Origin of the sequence: Streptomyces sp. NPDC046557, from assembly GCF_040645975.1 — a bacterium.
Lineage (GTDB): Bacteria > Actinomycetota > Actinomycetes > Streptomycetales > Streptomycetaceae > Streptomyces.
On the sequence record NZ_JBEYZH010000017.1, the window covers coordinates 44,909 to 58,540 of the forward strand.

Annotated in this window: 13 protein-coding genes and 1 pseudogene; 2 read left to right on the forward strand and 12 right to left on the reverse strand. The window is 68.7% G+C overall.

The features are described 5' to 3' along the window. Window positions 1–15: 15 nt before the first annotated feature. From asnB to ABZ934_RS24470, 7 genes are all read right to left on the reverse strand, one after another. Window positions 16–1,872 carry an asparagine synthase (glutamine-hydrolyzing) gene (gene asnB, locus ABZ934_RS24440; protein WP_361316922.1) on the reverse strand — a complete coding sequence of 619 codons (1,857 nt, stop codon included), beginning with the start codon at window positions 1,870–1,872 and terminating at the stop codon, window positions 16–18. Window positions 1,873–1,915: 43 nt separating this feature from the next. Further along, window positions 1,916–2,536 carry a phenazine biosynthesis FMN-dependent oxidase PhzG gene (gene phzG, locus ABZ934_RS24445; RefSeq protein ID WP_361316925.1) on the reverse strand — a complete coding sequence of 207 codons (621 nt, stop codon included), beginning with the start codon at window positions 2,534–2,536 and terminating at the stop codon, window positions 1,916–1,918. After that, the gene (locus ABZ934_RS24450; RefSeq protein WP_361316928.1) at window positions 2,533–2,880 is read right to left on the reverse strand and encodes a hypothetical protein; all 348 of its coding nucleotides are present in this window, start codon (window positions 2,878–2,880) and stop codon (window positions 2,533–2,535) included. Before ABZ934_RS24450 ends, phzG begins: the two co-directional genes overlap by 4 nt. Next, entirely contained in the window at window positions 2,877–4,781 is a 1,905-nt protein-coding gene (locus ABZ934_RS24455) for an anthranilate synthase family protein (protein ID WP_361316931.1), read from the reverse strand. The genes ABZ934_RS24450 and ABZ934_RS24455 overlap by 4 nt, the downstream gene beginning before the upstream one ends. After that, window positions 4,778–5,401 (reverse strand): isochorismatase family protein, encoded by a 624-nt coding sequence (locus ABZ934_RS24460; RefSeq protein WP_361316934.1) that lies wholly within the window; start codon window positions 5,399–5,401, stop codon window positions 4,778–4,780. The genes ABZ934_RS24455 and ABZ934_RS24460 overlap by 4 nt, the downstream gene beginning before the upstream one ends. Continuing rightward, on the reverse strand, window positions 5,389–6,597 hold the full coding sequence (locus ABZ934_RS24465; protein WP_361316936.1) for a 3-deoxy-7-phosphoheptulonate synthase: 1,209 nt from the start codon (window positions 6,595–6,597) through the stop codon (window positions 5,389–5,391). The genes ABZ934_RS24460 and ABZ934_RS24465 overlap by 13 nt, the downstream gene beginning before the upstream one ends. Window positions 6,598–6,813: 216 nt before the next feature. Further along, window positions 6,814–7,440, reverse strand: coding sequence for a hypothetical protein (locus ABZ934_RS24470; RefSeq protein ID WP_361316938.1), 627 nt, complete (start codon window positions 7,438–7,440; stop codon window positions 6,814–6,816). A gap of 613 nt (window positions 7,441–8,053) precedes the next feature. On the opposite strand from ABZ934_RS24470, the gene ABZ934_RS24475 reads away from it, so the two are divergent. Further along, window positions 8,054–8,862 (forward strand): IS5 family transposase gene (locus ABZ934_RS24475; RefSeq protein ID WP_361316941.1). Its coding sequence is split into 2 segments (ribosomal slippage): window positions 8,054–8,371 and window positions 8,374–8,862, totalling 807 coding nucleotides; the frame shifts between segments, so codons are not numbered across the junction. A 118-nt stretch (window positions 8,863–8,980) separates the two neighbouring features. Here ABZ934_RS24475 and ABZ934_RS24480 read toward each other — a convergent pair. From ABZ934_RS24480 to ABZ934_RS24500, 5 genes and pseudogenes are all read right to left on the reverse strand, one after another. Continuing rightward, window positions 8,981–9,259: pseudogene (locus tag ABZ934_RS24480) on the reverse strand (transposase); the annotation flags it as partial. Between the two features lie 266 nt (window positions 9,260–9,525). Further along, window positions 9,526–10,221 (reverse strand): hypothetical protein, encoded by a 696-nt coding sequence (locus ABZ934_RS24485; protein WP_361316944.1) that lies wholly within the window; start codon window positions 10,219–10,221, stop codon window positions 9,526–9,528. Window positions 10,222–10,250: 29 nt separating this feature from the next. After that, the gene (locus ABZ934_RS24490) at window positions 10,251–10,385 is read right to left on the reverse strand and encodes a hypothetical protein (protein ID WP_361316946.1); all 135 of its coding nucleotides are present in this window, start codon (window positions 10,383–10,385) and stop codon (window positions 10,251–10,253) included. Window positions 10,386–10,440: 55 nt separating this feature from the next. Further along, window positions 10,441–11,298 carry an alkaline phosphatase family protein gene (locus tag ABZ934_RS24495; RefSeq protein ID WP_361316948.1) on the reverse strand — a complete coding sequence of 286 codons (858 nt, stop codon included), beginning with the start codon at window positions 11,296–11,298 and terminating at the stop codon, window positions 10,441–10,443. A gap of 140 nt (window positions 11,299–11,438) precedes the next feature. Beyond that, window positions 11,439–12,194 (reverse strand): GntR family transcriptional regulator, encoded by a 756-nt coding sequence (locus ABZ934_RS24500; RefSeq protein ID WP_361316950.1) that lies wholly within the window; start codon window positions 12,192–12,194, stop codon window positions 11,439–11,441. 290 nt (window positions 12,195–12,484) lie between these two features. Between ABZ934_RS24500 and ABZ934_RS24505 the strand changes: the two genes are divergently transcribed. Beyond that, window positions 12,485–13,627, forward strand: a complete 1,143-nt coding sequence (locus tag ABZ934_RS24505) for an extracellular solute-binding protein (protein ID WP_361317085.1) — start codon at window positions 12,485–12,487, stop codon at window positions 13,625–13,627. Window positions 13,628–13,632: the final 5 nt, after the last annotated feature.

Consider the following 13,632-nt stretch of genomic DNA (forward strand, 5'->3'; position numbering starts at 1 on the left):
TCGGGACTTCGGCCGTCAGAGCCGGAGTTCGGGGCGGTAGACGTCCAGCCAGGTGCTCAGGTCGAGCACGCGCTCCATGCCGTTGCGGACATCGATCGGCATGGTGGCCGAGTCCTGCCGCGTGATGTCCTGCAGCCAGCTGCGGTCGACCAGGTCGAAGACCGGGTCGTCTGTCGTCAGCAGTTCCTTGGACTGCTGCAGCAGCGCACTGGTGTACGCCGGGTCCAGGGTGGCGGGGTAGGGAGCCTTCACCCGGTTCAGCACCGACTTGGGCAGCAGGTCGGCGGTCGCGGCGCGAAGCAGGCTCTTCTCCCTGCCGTCGAAGGTCTTCAACGACCACGGGGTGTTGTAGACGTACTCCACGAGCCGGTGGTCGCAGAAGGGGACCCGGACCTCCAGCCCGACGGCCATGCTGATCCGGTCCTTGCGCTCCAGGAGCATCCGGACGAAGCGCGTCAGGTGCAGGTGGCACATCACCCGCATCCGCATCTCGTGGTCGCTCTCGCCCTCCGCCCGCTCGACCTCGCCGACCGCCTCGGAGTAGCGGTCGCGGATGTAGGTCGGCAGGTCGAGAGCGGCGGTGATGTCGGCGTTGAACCGGTCCGACACCTGGGCCCGCGCGCCGCTGACGAAGACGGCCATCCATGGGAAGGTGTCCGCGGCCTGGACCTCCGGCTGGTGGAACCAACGGTACCCGCCGAAGACCTCGTCGGCGGACTCGCCGGACAGGGCGACCGTGGACTGCCGGCGGATGGCCTGGAACAGCAGGTAGAGCGAGGCATCCATGTCACCGAGGCTGAGGGGACTGTCCCGCGCTGTGATGACGGCTCGGCGTACCGCCGGGTCGGCGATCGCGGCGTGGTCGAGCACTATGGACTCGTGCTGCGAGCCGACGTGTGCGGCCACCTCGAGCGCGTACGGGGCATCCGTCGTGGCACGCAGATCATCGGCGACGAAGTCGTCCTCCCGTCCGACGAAGTCCACCGCGAAGCTGCGCACCTTTTCGCCGGCCTCGCCGTGCTCCCCGGCTCGACCGAGCTTGGCGGCAGCCAGCGCGGTGATCGCGCTGGAGTCCAGGCCGCCGGAGAGCAGGGTGCAGCGCGGGACGTCGGAGACCATCTGTCGGCTGACGATGTCCTCGAGCAGTTCGCGCACTGTGGCGACGGTGGTCTTCCGGTCGTCGGTGTGCGGACGGGTGGGCAGCGTCCAGTAACGGCGCTCACGCAGGCCGGAGCGGTCGACGGTGACCACGCCGCCCGGGACCACCTCGCGCATCCCACACCACACCGCACTCCCGGGCGTCTGGGTGAAGCTGGCCAACTCCCGCAGTCCGGCGAGGTCGACCGCGCGGTCCGCCAGCGGGTTGGCGAGAATCGCCTTCGCCTCCGAGCCGAACAGCACCCCGTCATCGGTATTGGAGAAGTAGAGCGGCTTGACGCCCATCCGGTCGCGGATCATCACGAGCCTCTCGACCCGGGAATCCCAGACGGCGAACGCGAACATGCCGTTGAGCCGTTCGGCGACCGCTTCGCCCCACTCCACGTAGCCGTGGAGCACCACCTCGGTGTCGCTGCGGGTCTCAAAGCGATGACCCCGACGGAGCAGCTCGCTCCTGAGCTCGGTGTAGTTGTAGACCTCACCGCTGTAGGTGATCGCCACCGGGCCGTCGTCGGTGTGCACCGTCATCGGCTGGGTGCCGCCTTCGAGGTCGATGACCGCCAGCCTCCGATGACCGAGGGCCGCGTGCCGGTCGAGCCAGACGCCTGCGGCGTCCGGCCCTCGGCAGGCCATGGTCTCCGTCATCGCGTCGAGTCGCACGCGCTGCTGAGTCAGATCCCGGTCGAACGAGACCCAGCCCGTAATTCCACACATCGGCTTGCCCTTCTTCCTCTGTAGTCCACGGTCCGGTGCACAGTCAGGGTTGGAGTCGGCCCGTACGCCAGCCGCGACCGTCGCGCTCGTAGCGCAGCCGCCGGTGCAACCGGTCAAACTGGTCGGCCTGCCAGAACTCGACCGACGCCGGCTCCAGCAGATAGCCCAGCCAACGGACCGGGCGTGGCAGGGTCACGCCGCCCCGACCCAGTTCCCGGGCCCGTTCCCGCAACGCGTCCTCGTCCAGCAGCGGCGCGCTCTGGTGCGACGCCACCGACATCGGGTGCGTGCCGACCGGCCGGGCGGCCCACAGGGCGTCGGACTCCTCGTCGGGCAACGGACGAGTCGGGCCGCTCACGCTCACCTGGCGGCCTGCCTCGCGCCAGTGAAACACCCCTGATGCCCACCCTGTCTCGGCCAGCTCCCGGCCCTTGCGGCTGTCGGCGTGGCTGGCGAACACCAGACCCGTATCGCGAATCGTGAGCACCTGCACGATCCGGTTGGAGGCGTGACCGCGGGCGTTGGCGGTGGCCAACGCCAGTGCGCCCGGCTCGCGGACGGCGTTCGCGACGGCGGTGTCGAACCATGCCCGGAGCAGGTCCATCGGTTCGGCAGGCGGGGTGGAGAACTCCGTGGCCACCCCAGGTGGGGGCGATCCGCTCACGACGGCTTCCCGATCGATTCGAAGGCCAAGCCGCGATCGACCAGCCGGCCGGAGTGGACACCCTCGACGATGGCCTCGATGTCGGTCACCATCCGGTCGGTCGGCGGGTACCCGATGAGCTCGGTGGCCCGGTTCGGCGGCATCGGCGCCGCCAGGTCGGCGGCGAAGTCCCACAGCATCACCGCGCCCCAGCGGTTGGTCTGCCGGTCGGAGATCCAGAACTTCAGCCGCAGTCCGTGAATCTCCGCCCACGGATCCACGCCCTCGTCGCGCAGGTAGACGCGTAAGGAGTCGATGGTCTGGTCGGACCCGGACAGGTCCCACCAGGAGAGGGTGGCTTTCATACGTTCAGTACCTCCGCGGTCTCCATCAGCGGTACGAGCAGATCGGCCAGGACACGCTCGCTGTCCTGGGTGAGCACGGATTCGAGGTGGAACTGCACCGAGCCGAAGTGCGGGCCGCGCAGGGCGTGCACCTCGCTCGTGCCGGCGTCGAGACTGACCTCCACCTCGCCGACGCCGGGGCACTCCAACCGCTGGGCTCGGGCGCGTGCCACGTAGGAGTTGTAGAAGCCCACCCGCTCCCGTGAGCCGAACAGGTCGATCTCCCGTTGGGTGCCCTGGTTCGGCACCTCCCGGCGCTTCAGTTCGAGCCCGAGGTGCCGGCACAGCAACTGATGGCTCAGGCACACGGCCAGGAAGGGGACGCGCCGGGACAGCAACTGCTCGATCGCCGAGGTGAGGCGGGTCAGTCTGGGGTCGTCGATATCCCGCGGGTCACCGGGTCCGGGGCCCATGACGACGAGATCGTGGTCGTCGAAGCGGTGGGACGCGTCGAAGCTGCCGAGTTCCACGGTCAGCCCGATGGAGCGCAGTTGGTGCGCCAGCATCGAGCTGAAGGTGTCTTCCGCATCAACGATCAGGGCCCGGCGGCCGTCCAGCACCGGATGTGGTCGGGCGCGCGACTCGGTGTCGCTGAGCCAAAAGCGTGCGAGCGTCTCGTTGCGCCTCCGCAGAGCCTGCTGGATCAGCGGGTGTTCGTCGAGCCGCTCCTTGGCTCCCAGCGCCGAGAGCAGGCCCGCGGCCTTGGTGCGGGTCTCGGCGACCTCGGTGTCGGGGTCGGAGTGCCGGACCAGGGTCGCGCCCACCCCGACCTCGACGTGCCCGCTGTCGCCGACATCCGAGGTATGGATGTCGGCGGTACGGATGAGGATGGCCGAGTCCAGGTTGCGTGCGCCGCCGGCGTCGCGGCCGATGAGAGCCGCGATGCCGCCGTAGTACCCGCGGCCCCGCGGCTCGTGGCGTGCTATCACCCGGCAGGCGTTTTCGAGCGGGCTGCCGGTCACGGTGGGGGCGAACATCGTTTCCCGCAGGATGTCCCGGGGATCGAGGTCGCTGCGCCCCTCGATGACGTACTCCGTGTGCGCGAGCCGAGCCATCTCCCGCAGGAACGGCCCCTTCACCCGGCCGCCGCCGCGGCAGACCCTTGCCATCATTTTCAGTTCCTCGTCCAGGACCATGTAGAGCTCGTCGGTCTCCTTGCCGTCGGTGAGGAACTCCATGACTTCCGACAGGACAGGCCCGGCGGGTGGGTAGCGGTAGGTGCCGCTGATCGGGGTCATCGCCGCCACGCCGTCCCGCAGGCTGACGTGCCGCTCCGGTGTGGCGCCGACGAAGGTCCGGGTGCCGGTGTGCACGAGGAAAGTCCAGTAGGCGCCGTTTTCCCGGGTGAGCAACCGGCGGAACAGGCTCAGTGCGCTGCGCGTCGAATACCCGGTGATGGTGGTGACGAACGAGCGCTTGATGACGAAGTTCGAGCCCTCTCCGGCGCCTATCTCGTTGTCGAGCACGGCGCGGACCGTGTCGGCGTATGTCGCATCATCGGCGTCGAAACGCCCACCGGTGAGGGCGATGGGCTCGTCGGGCAGGGATTCCAGCGCCTCGGACATGGTGATCTGGCTTTGGTCGGTTATCGACATCGCGAGCAGCGGTGAGCCGTCCGCGGCGGCGGCGAAGCCTCGCTCGGCGATCTGCTGGTGGGGTACCAGGACCAAGGTCTCGTGCCGGGCTTCATCGGGCCGCCCGCTCTGGTCGGCCGAGGGGATGTCGGCGAGGCGGGCCGGGGTGCCGACCTGGCCCAGCAGGATCTCCACGCGGTCCGGGCCCAAGGTCTCGGGGCGGTGCAGGAGGGCGAAGGCACCCGGATTGGGGCCCGACACATGTTCGAGCAACTGCGTCGAGTTCATCGGAAGACCTCCTCGGTGGTGGTGACCACGGAGCAGCGGGCGGCCGCGTAGTCGAGGGCCAGCCGGTGGTACTCGGCGGAGAAATCGCCGACTGCGTCGGCGACCAGGAACGGCTGGATGTCGTTGGTGAACGCGTCGAGGGCCGTCGCGAGTACCCCGACGTGCGCGTACACCCCGCAGACGATCAGCTGATCTCGGCCTTGGGCGCGCATCCGCGCCAGCAGGTCCGAGCGGAAGAACGCGCTGTAACGCCACTTGGTGAGCACCTGGTCCGTCGGCCGGGGCGCGAGTTCCGTGACGATCTGACGATCGGCGGGGTCCACCCTCATGCCCGGACCCCAGAAGTCCTTGAGCAGGCCGCGTTCCTCGTCCGTCATTCCACCGGGTTGCGCGGTGTAGAAGACCGGGACCCCGAGCGCGGCACAGCGCTCCCGAAGCAGCGCGCAATGGCGCACCAGCGGGTCGCGCACCGCCGGCGCAAACGGCGCGAGGAAGTAGCGCTGCATATCGTGCACGAGCAGTGCCGCCCGGCGTGAGTCGGGTTTCCACTGGGCCTTGCCAATGGGAAGTTCCACCGCCGTCGGCAGGGGGTAGGCGGGGATTGGGGCTATGCCGGGCACGGTTCTCCCTCCGCTCTGTTCGTCGTCTTCTGCGGCTGCCAGGCCGAAACCACCGCTATCGCCTGGCGAGGATTGAGTCGCGGGTCGCACAACGTCGTGTACTTCTCACCGATCCGGTCGGTGTCGTGGGGGACGTCGGCGCATTCGGTCACCGCGTCAGGGGTGGTCTCCAGGTGGATCCCGCCCGGTGTTCCGCCGGCTGCGCGGACGGCGGCCTGGAAGGCCGTGACCTCCCTGATGATCGTCTCCACGACTCGGATTTTGCGTCCCTCGGCGGTGGTCACGGTGTTGCCGTGCATCGGGTCGACCAACCAGATCACCGGGTGGCCGGCGGCGCGCACGGCCCGGACCAACGGCGGCAGCAGATGCGTGGTCGCGTCGGCCCCCATTCGGGCGATCAAGGTCAGCCGGCCCGGTTCCTTCTCGGGGTCAAGGCGCTCGCACAACGCGAGCAGTTCGGCGGCCGTCATACGCGGCCCGACCTTGCATGCGACCGGGTTCACCACATCCGCCAACAGCGCGACATGGGCCCCGTCGAGCCGGCGGGTTCGCTCGCCGATCCACGGCCAATGCGTGGAACTGAGCGCGATCCGGCCCGCCCGGTCCCGACGCAGCATCGGGATCTCGTAGTCGAGCAGCAGAGCCTCGTGGCTGGTCCACACAGCCGGGGCGATGCGCGCCTGCGACGTCGGACAGAGGTTGGCCATGACCCGGTTCGCCGCCCGGTAGCCCGCCAGCAGGCGCCGGGGATCGGGCCGTCGTGCCTCCGGGTCCGGCTCCGGACCGTTCACCATGTGCCCTCGGTACACCGGGATCTCTACGCCGCCGACCCACTCGGTGTGCGCCGACCGGGGCTTGGCGTACTGGCCTGCGATCCGGCCCACCCGCACCACCGGCCGGTCGGTGATCGCGTCCATGACGCCGGCGAGCACGTCGAGGAGTCGCATCTTCCGCTCCACGTCGCCTGCGGTGCATTCCGCGGGGTCCTCCGCACAGTCACCGGCCTGCAGCACCTGCGCGCGCCCGGCGACGACTTCGGCGAGCAGGCCGCGGAGCCCGCCCAGCGATTGGGTCTCCACGAGCGGGGGGAGGGTCGCCAGTACGTTCCGGACCTGTTCGACCTGCGCCGGGTCTCCCCACTGAGGCTGCTGCTGCGCAACCGGGGCTGATAAGCCTGCGGGCAAGCTGACGTCCACGTTCGCTCCAAACCTCCGACGTCTCGGCACATCACTGTCCGCGCGCGTTGGGGTGACCGCTGTCGACCATCCAGGCCCGATGGCGAATGTCATTGGGCGGCAGGAATTCCTCGAAATTCCCGATTTTCCGCGCGCCGGATCGAAACTCCCTTTTGCACGGCCGGTTCGACGACGGCCGGATGAGCAGAAAGGAGCCGGATCTCCGAGGTGGTCGGATCAGTGGTGGGCGGCCGCCGGCGCCGGCGTACCGTGGGGCGGGTACGGGTTGTCCTGCACGTACAGCCACGTACCGTCCGGCTGTTCCTGCACGGTGTCGCAGAAATTGCCGGTGAAGCTGGTGCGGGTACCGTCCGCGGCGTCCTGCTCCAAGCTGTAATCGCCCATGATGGCCGCCGTGCGGCTGTGTACCTTGCCGTCCCACCCGCGCCGCCCTCCCGCCGGCACAGTCTGGCGAGGGTTCACCGTGAGCGTCGGATTGGACTTGAACCAGTCGATATAGAACGCCCGGATGTCCTTGTGGCCCCGGATGATCGACCCGTCGTAATTGACGATCGCCGCTTCGGGCTCCTGCAGAGCAATGATTCCGTCGATGTCCTTGGCCTTGATTCTCTCGCCCAGGAGCTGTAGCAACTGAGCGGGGGTTTTCGCGACTGTCCGCGTACCCGGGATCTCCCACGGAGCCTCCGTGGTCGCCGGATCTTCCGTGGGCGCCGGGGCCTCTGCGACGGTTGACGTACTCGCGGCCGCCGACTCGCTCCGGATGAAGCCGGGACCGGCGATGCTGCCAGCCGTGAAGACAATGGCTGCGGCAGCGATCGGAAGCGTGTATCTGATCTTGCTCATTGCGTCTCCCCCAAACTCGGAGATGGCAACGGGTCAATACGATGCGTGCGCCGGTGCTGAACCCCCGGCCGGCCCCCATTTGCCATCCCGCCCCCGTGACGACAGCCATACAACAGTCCGGAACTGGCGCCTGTCAACGTTTCCAAAAATGTAGGGCGCGTAGGTGCGCAATTCCGCCCGCCCGGAGGTTGATGTGGAATATCGACCACGCCGGGATGACCTGCTGCTATCACTGTTCTCGGAACGCGCACGGAAGCGAACCGGGCGACGGGGCCGGACAGTTCGCAGCCAGGAATATCCCATTCCGGCGATCCATGCCATCCGTTTGCGCCATGTCTGCGCCAGTTTGTCCATCACTGCAAGGCTCCCCGGTGACGAGTGTCACATCGTCGCATCCGGCCGACGGCCGCGCTCACTGTGCGTGAATAAAGAGGGCGATGTAAGTAAGACCTGAGCGACGGAAGAGGAAAGTAGGATTCCGGCCAGGCCGAGCGGATGGCGCAAAATGCGGCTCGACGTCAGGGAAGTCCGCGACTAAGAGCTCGTAACACGATCTTGGTGAGATGCCCTGGTTGGGCGTAACCGGTGTGACGATTCGACCGTTCGGGACGGTGTGACTACTCGGCCGTGGACCGTTGATGACGACTTGTGGGCGCTGATCGAGCCGCTGTTGCCGCCTTGGCCTGAGCGGTCTCCGGGGCCGCGGCCGGTGCCGGACCGGCTGTGTCTGCAAGGCATCCTGTACGTCCTCTACAACGACATCGCCTGGCAACTCCTGCCAGCGGAGCTCGGGTTCGGCTCCGGACAGACGTGCTGGCGACGGCTGGAGCGCTGGCAGAAAGCCGGGGTCTTCGACCAGTTGCACCGTGTCCTGCTCGCCGAGCTGAACGCGGCCGGCCGGCTCGACTGGTCAAGGGCCTGCGTGGATGGTTCCCACATCCGCGCGAAAAAGGGGGCGCCGACACCGGTCCGTCGCCGGTCGACCGGCGGAAGACAGGCAGCAAACACCATCTGATCTGCGACGGACGCGGCACCCCGCTGAAGGTCATCACGACCGCGGCCAACGTCAACGACGTCACCCAGACCCTCGCTCTGGTCGACGGCATCCCGCCCGTCGCGGGCCGCCCCGGCCGACCCCGAAGGCGTCCGGAAGCCCTGCTCGGCGACAAGGGCTACGACTCCAACCCAAACCGGTATGAGCTGCGTAAACGCCGGATCCTGCCGGTCATCTCCCGCAAGGGCGCCCCGAACATCAAGGACATGGGCAAGCTCCGCTACGTCGTCGAGCAGACCTTCGCCCTGCTCCACCAGTTCAAACGCCTCGCCGTCCGATGGGAACGCCGCACCGAACTCCACGACGCCTTCGTCTCCCTCGCCTGCAGCCTCATCTGCTGGCGGCGCCTCAACAAGCCCGACTCATGATCGTGTTACGAGCTCTAAGGGCTTGCAGACATTACTGAGGTTGAAGTCGTGGTGTCGTGCCGTTGTTCAAGGGCGCCATAAATGATCTTTGGCGTGCGGGACGGCCCGGTCGCTCCCCTTATCCGGCGAGCGTGAGGTTGTGCAGTCGGGCGATGCGGAACATGGCGTGGTGGACACCATGGCCTTTGAGGCGGCAGTCGCGGAGGATCTTCCAGCTCTTCATCCGGGCGAAGGCGTGCTCGACCCGTGCGCGGACTTTGTGGTGGGAGGTGTTGTGCTCCTCTTTCCAGGTGGGGAGTTCTGCCTGGCCGCGTTCGCGGCGGTGCGGGATGACGGGGCCGGTGCCCCGATAGCCGCCATCGGCGATGTCGGTGCTGCGTCCGACGGCCGCCTTGGCTCAGAGAGTTCCCATGCCTTGCAGCCGAGGGCACCGGGCAGGCGGATGACGACACCACACAGAGGTGACGCACCGCCGCCCGCAGCGTGGCACCATCAGGAGTTGTTTCTCCTCGCCTTCTGCGCCGGAACCGCTCACGGGTACACGCCGGGCACACCGGGCGCCCACGCCCGCGACTGCACCGCGGGTTCGCCCTCCTCGCCCTCAGACTCCAGAACAGCAATCACGCTGACCAACATTCACACCGTTCCCGGTCGGGCTCCTGCTTACGAACGGTGGTGGGCGCGCCAGGCCCGGCACAGAGCGCTGAAGTCGCGCTGTCGCGCGGCCAGAAGGTCGTGGGGCCGTTGCAGGTGATGGTCCAGAACGTGCACGCCGTCGGCGAAGGGCTCGAAGCCGATGCGTGACCAGGTGCCCGCGAGCTTGGCTGCGGCCTCGCGGTGCTGGACTTCGGTCAGGTCGCGGCCGTCGGCCGAGCCGGGTTCGCAGGCGACCGCGACGCAGTTCTGCGACAGGCCACGGATGGCCGCGCCCGCCAGGACCGGGCCCAGTCCGAAGCCGCGCCGCGCGGGTTCCAGGGTGACTCGGTCCATGACCAGTAGGTCTCCGACCGGATGGGCCAGTCCTCCTTCGAAGAAGGTATCCCACTCCCCCGTGCCGAGTTCCAGCACCGTCTCGCCGATGCGGGAAACGTCGCCGGTGTAGGAGTCCATCGCTTGGAATGGATCCTCAGGGCCGTACATCCGCACCCGTACGAATGACATCCTGCGCAAGGCGAGATGGATCAATGACGGGTCGGTGGGCAACCACTCGACCTCGGAGAGCACAGTGGTCACCTGGTCAGCGCAGGGATTGATCCAGAGACGGCCGGCGAGCACGACGAGCCGGCGGTCGTTCAGTTCTCCTCTGGCTCGGATCGAGGGTCGCGGGTGCAGATGTGCGCCGACGGGCAGGCGGAGCACCCCTTGATCCGAGCAAGGCCGGCGACGGCCTACAAAGACTCGCGGGCCCGCTCGGCGGAACCGATGCCGTCGTGCCCGGCGAACTCCTCCGGGTCCGGTTCGGTGCCTTCGGACATGTGGAGTCGGACGAAGGCCAGGGCTGCGAACTCGTCGCGGAGGTTCACTGGTAGTGAATGTCGTGGCGGTGCGCGGCGCAGTCTTCGCTGTACGTAAGACGTGTCAGCCGGCGAACGGGCGGCCGTCCAAGGTCCAGTGCGGGTCGATCGTACGGCCGAGGGCGGCGTATATCTGGGCGGCGACGTCGACGTGGCGGACGGGGCCGGCGGGCACGCCCGGCGGGAAGTGCGGGCCGGTACCCGCGAGCCAGGCGGTGCGCTCCTCGGGGCTGTCGCCCCCGTGGCCGCCGGCGTCCACGTGACCGTGGTCGGTGACGACCAGGACGGTCCATGCCTCCTCGACGCAGGATTCGCGGCGGCGGATCGCCGCGAGCAGCCGGCCGAGGCGTTCGTCGGCGCGGATCACCGCCTTGCGGTAGTCGTCGCCGCAGCCCAGCAGGTGGCAGGTCTCGTCCACGGCGCCCAGGTAGACGAACGACACCTCCGGGTCGGAGGTCGACAGCACGTGCACGGCCTCGGCCGTGATCTGCTCGTCGCACTCCTCCCACGCCTCGGCGGTATGCGCGGCGGGCGCCACATAGGACAACCGGCTCGGGGCCCTGAACAGCGGCCCGCCGTCCCGCTGGATCACCAGCGGGTCCCAGCCGGCCGCCACGAAGGTGCGCCGCCCGTCCAGTCGGGCCAGCCGGGTGGCGAAGTCGGGGAAGACGTCCAGGCGGTTGCCCGCGAAGTTGTTGCCCCAGACGCCGTGCTTGGCCGGGGTGACGCCGGTGACGATCGTGGCCCAGCAGGGGCCGGACATCGTGGGGGTGCCGGGGTCGATCTCGACGGGGGCCAGGAAGCCGGTCTCCGCGATCCCGTCCAGGTTCGGGGTGGGCAGCTCCTGCAGCAGGTCGTACCGGACGCCGTCGATCCCGACGACGAGGACACGGGGCTGAGGGATGGTGGGGTTGGCGGACATCGCCGGGGTCCCTTCGGTGGTGCGGTGCGGGCACCACGATGCGCCGGGCAGGTACCGGGCACTGGCGTACGGGGGAACGCAAGGTGTCGCCCGCATGGCGTTTCGGGGACGTCGATTCGGGGTGCGGCGGCCCCTGGCGGTCAGTGCCCGGCAATACCCGGACCCGCCTGCCGGGCCAGAGGGTTGGAGCCTATGGAATTGTGCACACTGAAGTTGACCACGTCCGGGCGGTAGCGGTCGTCGGACCACTCCACGGGGCGGCCCGTACGGGTGGTGGTGACGCGTCGGACTCGCAGCAGGGGGCTGCCGCGCCGGACGCCGAGGTGCTCGGCGTCGGCGGTGCCGGCCGCCACGGCGTCGATGAGGTGCTCCCCGTAGCTGAAGACGAGCCCGGTGGTGTCGTAGAGCCGCTGGGTTACCGACTCGCAGTCCGGCTCGATGCGTTCGACGTCCGCGGCGACCCAGTCCGCGTAGACGGTGCGCTCCAGCAGGACCCGTTCACCGTTGAGTCCGCGGACACGCAGCACCTCCAGCACGTCGGCGCCGTCCGCCAGGTGCAGCCGGGCGGCGTCCTCCGCTGTGGCCGGCCGACGGCTGCTCGAGATCACCTGGCCGGTAGAGGTGTGCCCCATGGCGTCGGCCCACTGGGCGAAGCTGCGCAGCTCGGCGAAGCTCTGGCTGCGTCGACCGGCCAGGACGACGCGCCGCGCGCCCTGCCGAGAGCCGATCAGGCCTTCGGAGGTCAGGGTCGCGACCGCCTGGCGGACGGTGCCGCGCGAGACGCCATAGCGGGCGGCGAGCTCGGATTCCGACGGCAGGCGCGCCCCGACCGGGTACTCCTCGGCATCGATGGCGCACCGCAGCTCGTCGGCGATCTCCTCGTATCGTGCCCCCACCAGTCCCCCCTCCGTTCCGCAGCGCCCACGAAGTCGCTGTGCGCACAGTCTCCCAGTGGGGGCTCAGCGTAACTGACGCCTGGGCCTGTGGGCAGCACCGGTCACCCGACGCCTCTGACCATAGAAGTAGCTGATCACGAGGTGCTTGATTGACTCCTCGACGGCGACCTGCTTTCCCTTCTCGTTCACCTTCCGGTCACGGACGCCGTGCCTACTGAGGCCAACTTGTACAGACAAGCTTGAGGGAGACATCCGTGATCACCATCCGGAACCGCCGGGCCGCCCAGGCCCTGCCCAAGGCGGCCGCCATCACCTGCGGCCTCGCCGCGAGCGCACTCGTCCTGGCCGCGTGCGGCTCGGGTTCCTCCGACAGCTCCGGCTCCGCGGCCGGCGGCAAGGCGGCGACGGCGGCCTCGGCCAAGGACCTGGGCGGCATGGACGCCCTGGTAGCCGCAGCCAAGAAAGAGGGCACGCTCAACGCGATCGCCCTGCCGCGCGACTGGGCCAACTACGGCGCCCTGATCGACGGCTTCACCGCCAAGTACGGCATCAAGGTCAACGTCGACAATCCCAACGGCTCCAGCCAGGACGAGATCAGCGCCATCACCTCCCGCAAGGGCCAGGACCGGGCCCCCGACGTCGTCGACCTCGGCCAGTCCTTCGCCCTCAGCGCCGCCCAGCAGGGCCTGCTCGCCCCGTACCGGGTCGCCTCCTTCGACCAGATCCCCCAGGCCCAGAAGGACCCGCAGGCTCGCTGGTACAACGACTACGGCGGCTACGTGTCCATCGCCTGCGACGCCAAGCGCGTCAAGGAGTGCCCGAAGACCTTCGCCGACCTGCGCAAGCCCGAATACAAGGGTCAGGTCGCCCTCAACGGCAACCCGACCAAGGCCGGCGCCGCCTTCGCCGCCGTCTACGCGGCCTCCCTCGCGAACGGCGGTTCCTTCGACGACATCAAGCCGGGTGTCGACTTCTTCGGCGAGCTGAAGAAGAACGGCAACTACACGCCCGTCGAGGCCACCCCGGCCACCATCGAGAAGGGCGAGACGCCCATCACCATCGACTGGGACTACCTCAACGCCGGCTACGCCGAAGAGTTCAAGAACAAGGGCGTGGACTGGCAGGTCACCGTCCCCGAGGACGGCAAGTTCTCCCTGTACTATTCCCAGGCCGTCAACAAGGACGCACCCCACCCCGCCGCGGCCCGCCTGTGGCAGGAGTACGTCTACAGCGCCGAGGGGCAGAACCTCTACCTCAAGGGCCACGCCCGCCCCGCGCTGATGGCCGCCCTGGACAAGGCCGGTACCCTCGACAAGGACGCCGCCGCCAAGCTGCCGCCGGTCGCCGGCACCCCGGCCTTCCCGAGCGAGGCCCAGCAGGCCAAGGCCAAGCAGGCACTGGCCGCGGGCTGGGGCCAGGCTGTCTCCGGGTGATGCCC

Coding starts and splice junctions, on each gene's coding strand:
- ABZ934_RS24455 (WP_361316931.1), bottom strand. CDS start 4,781: ATGAACTCGACGCAGTTGCTCGAACATGTGTCGGGCCCCAATCCGGGT.
- asnB (WP_361316922.1), bottom strand. CDS start 1,872: ATGTGTGGAATTACGGGCTGGGTCTCGTTCGACCGGGATCTGACTCAG.
- ABZ934_RS24450 (WP_361316928.1), bottom strand. CDS start 2,880: ATGAAAGCCACCCTCTCCTGGTGGGACCTGTCCGGGTCCGACCAGACC.
- ABZ934_RS24470 (WP_361316938.1), bottom strand. CDS start 7,440: ATGAGCAAGATCAGATACACGCTTCCGATCGCTGCCGCAGCCATTGTC.
- ABZ934_RS24495 (WP_361316948.1), bottom strand. CDS start 11,298: ATGTCCGCCAACCCCACCATCCCTCAGCCCCGTGTCCTCGTCGTCGGG.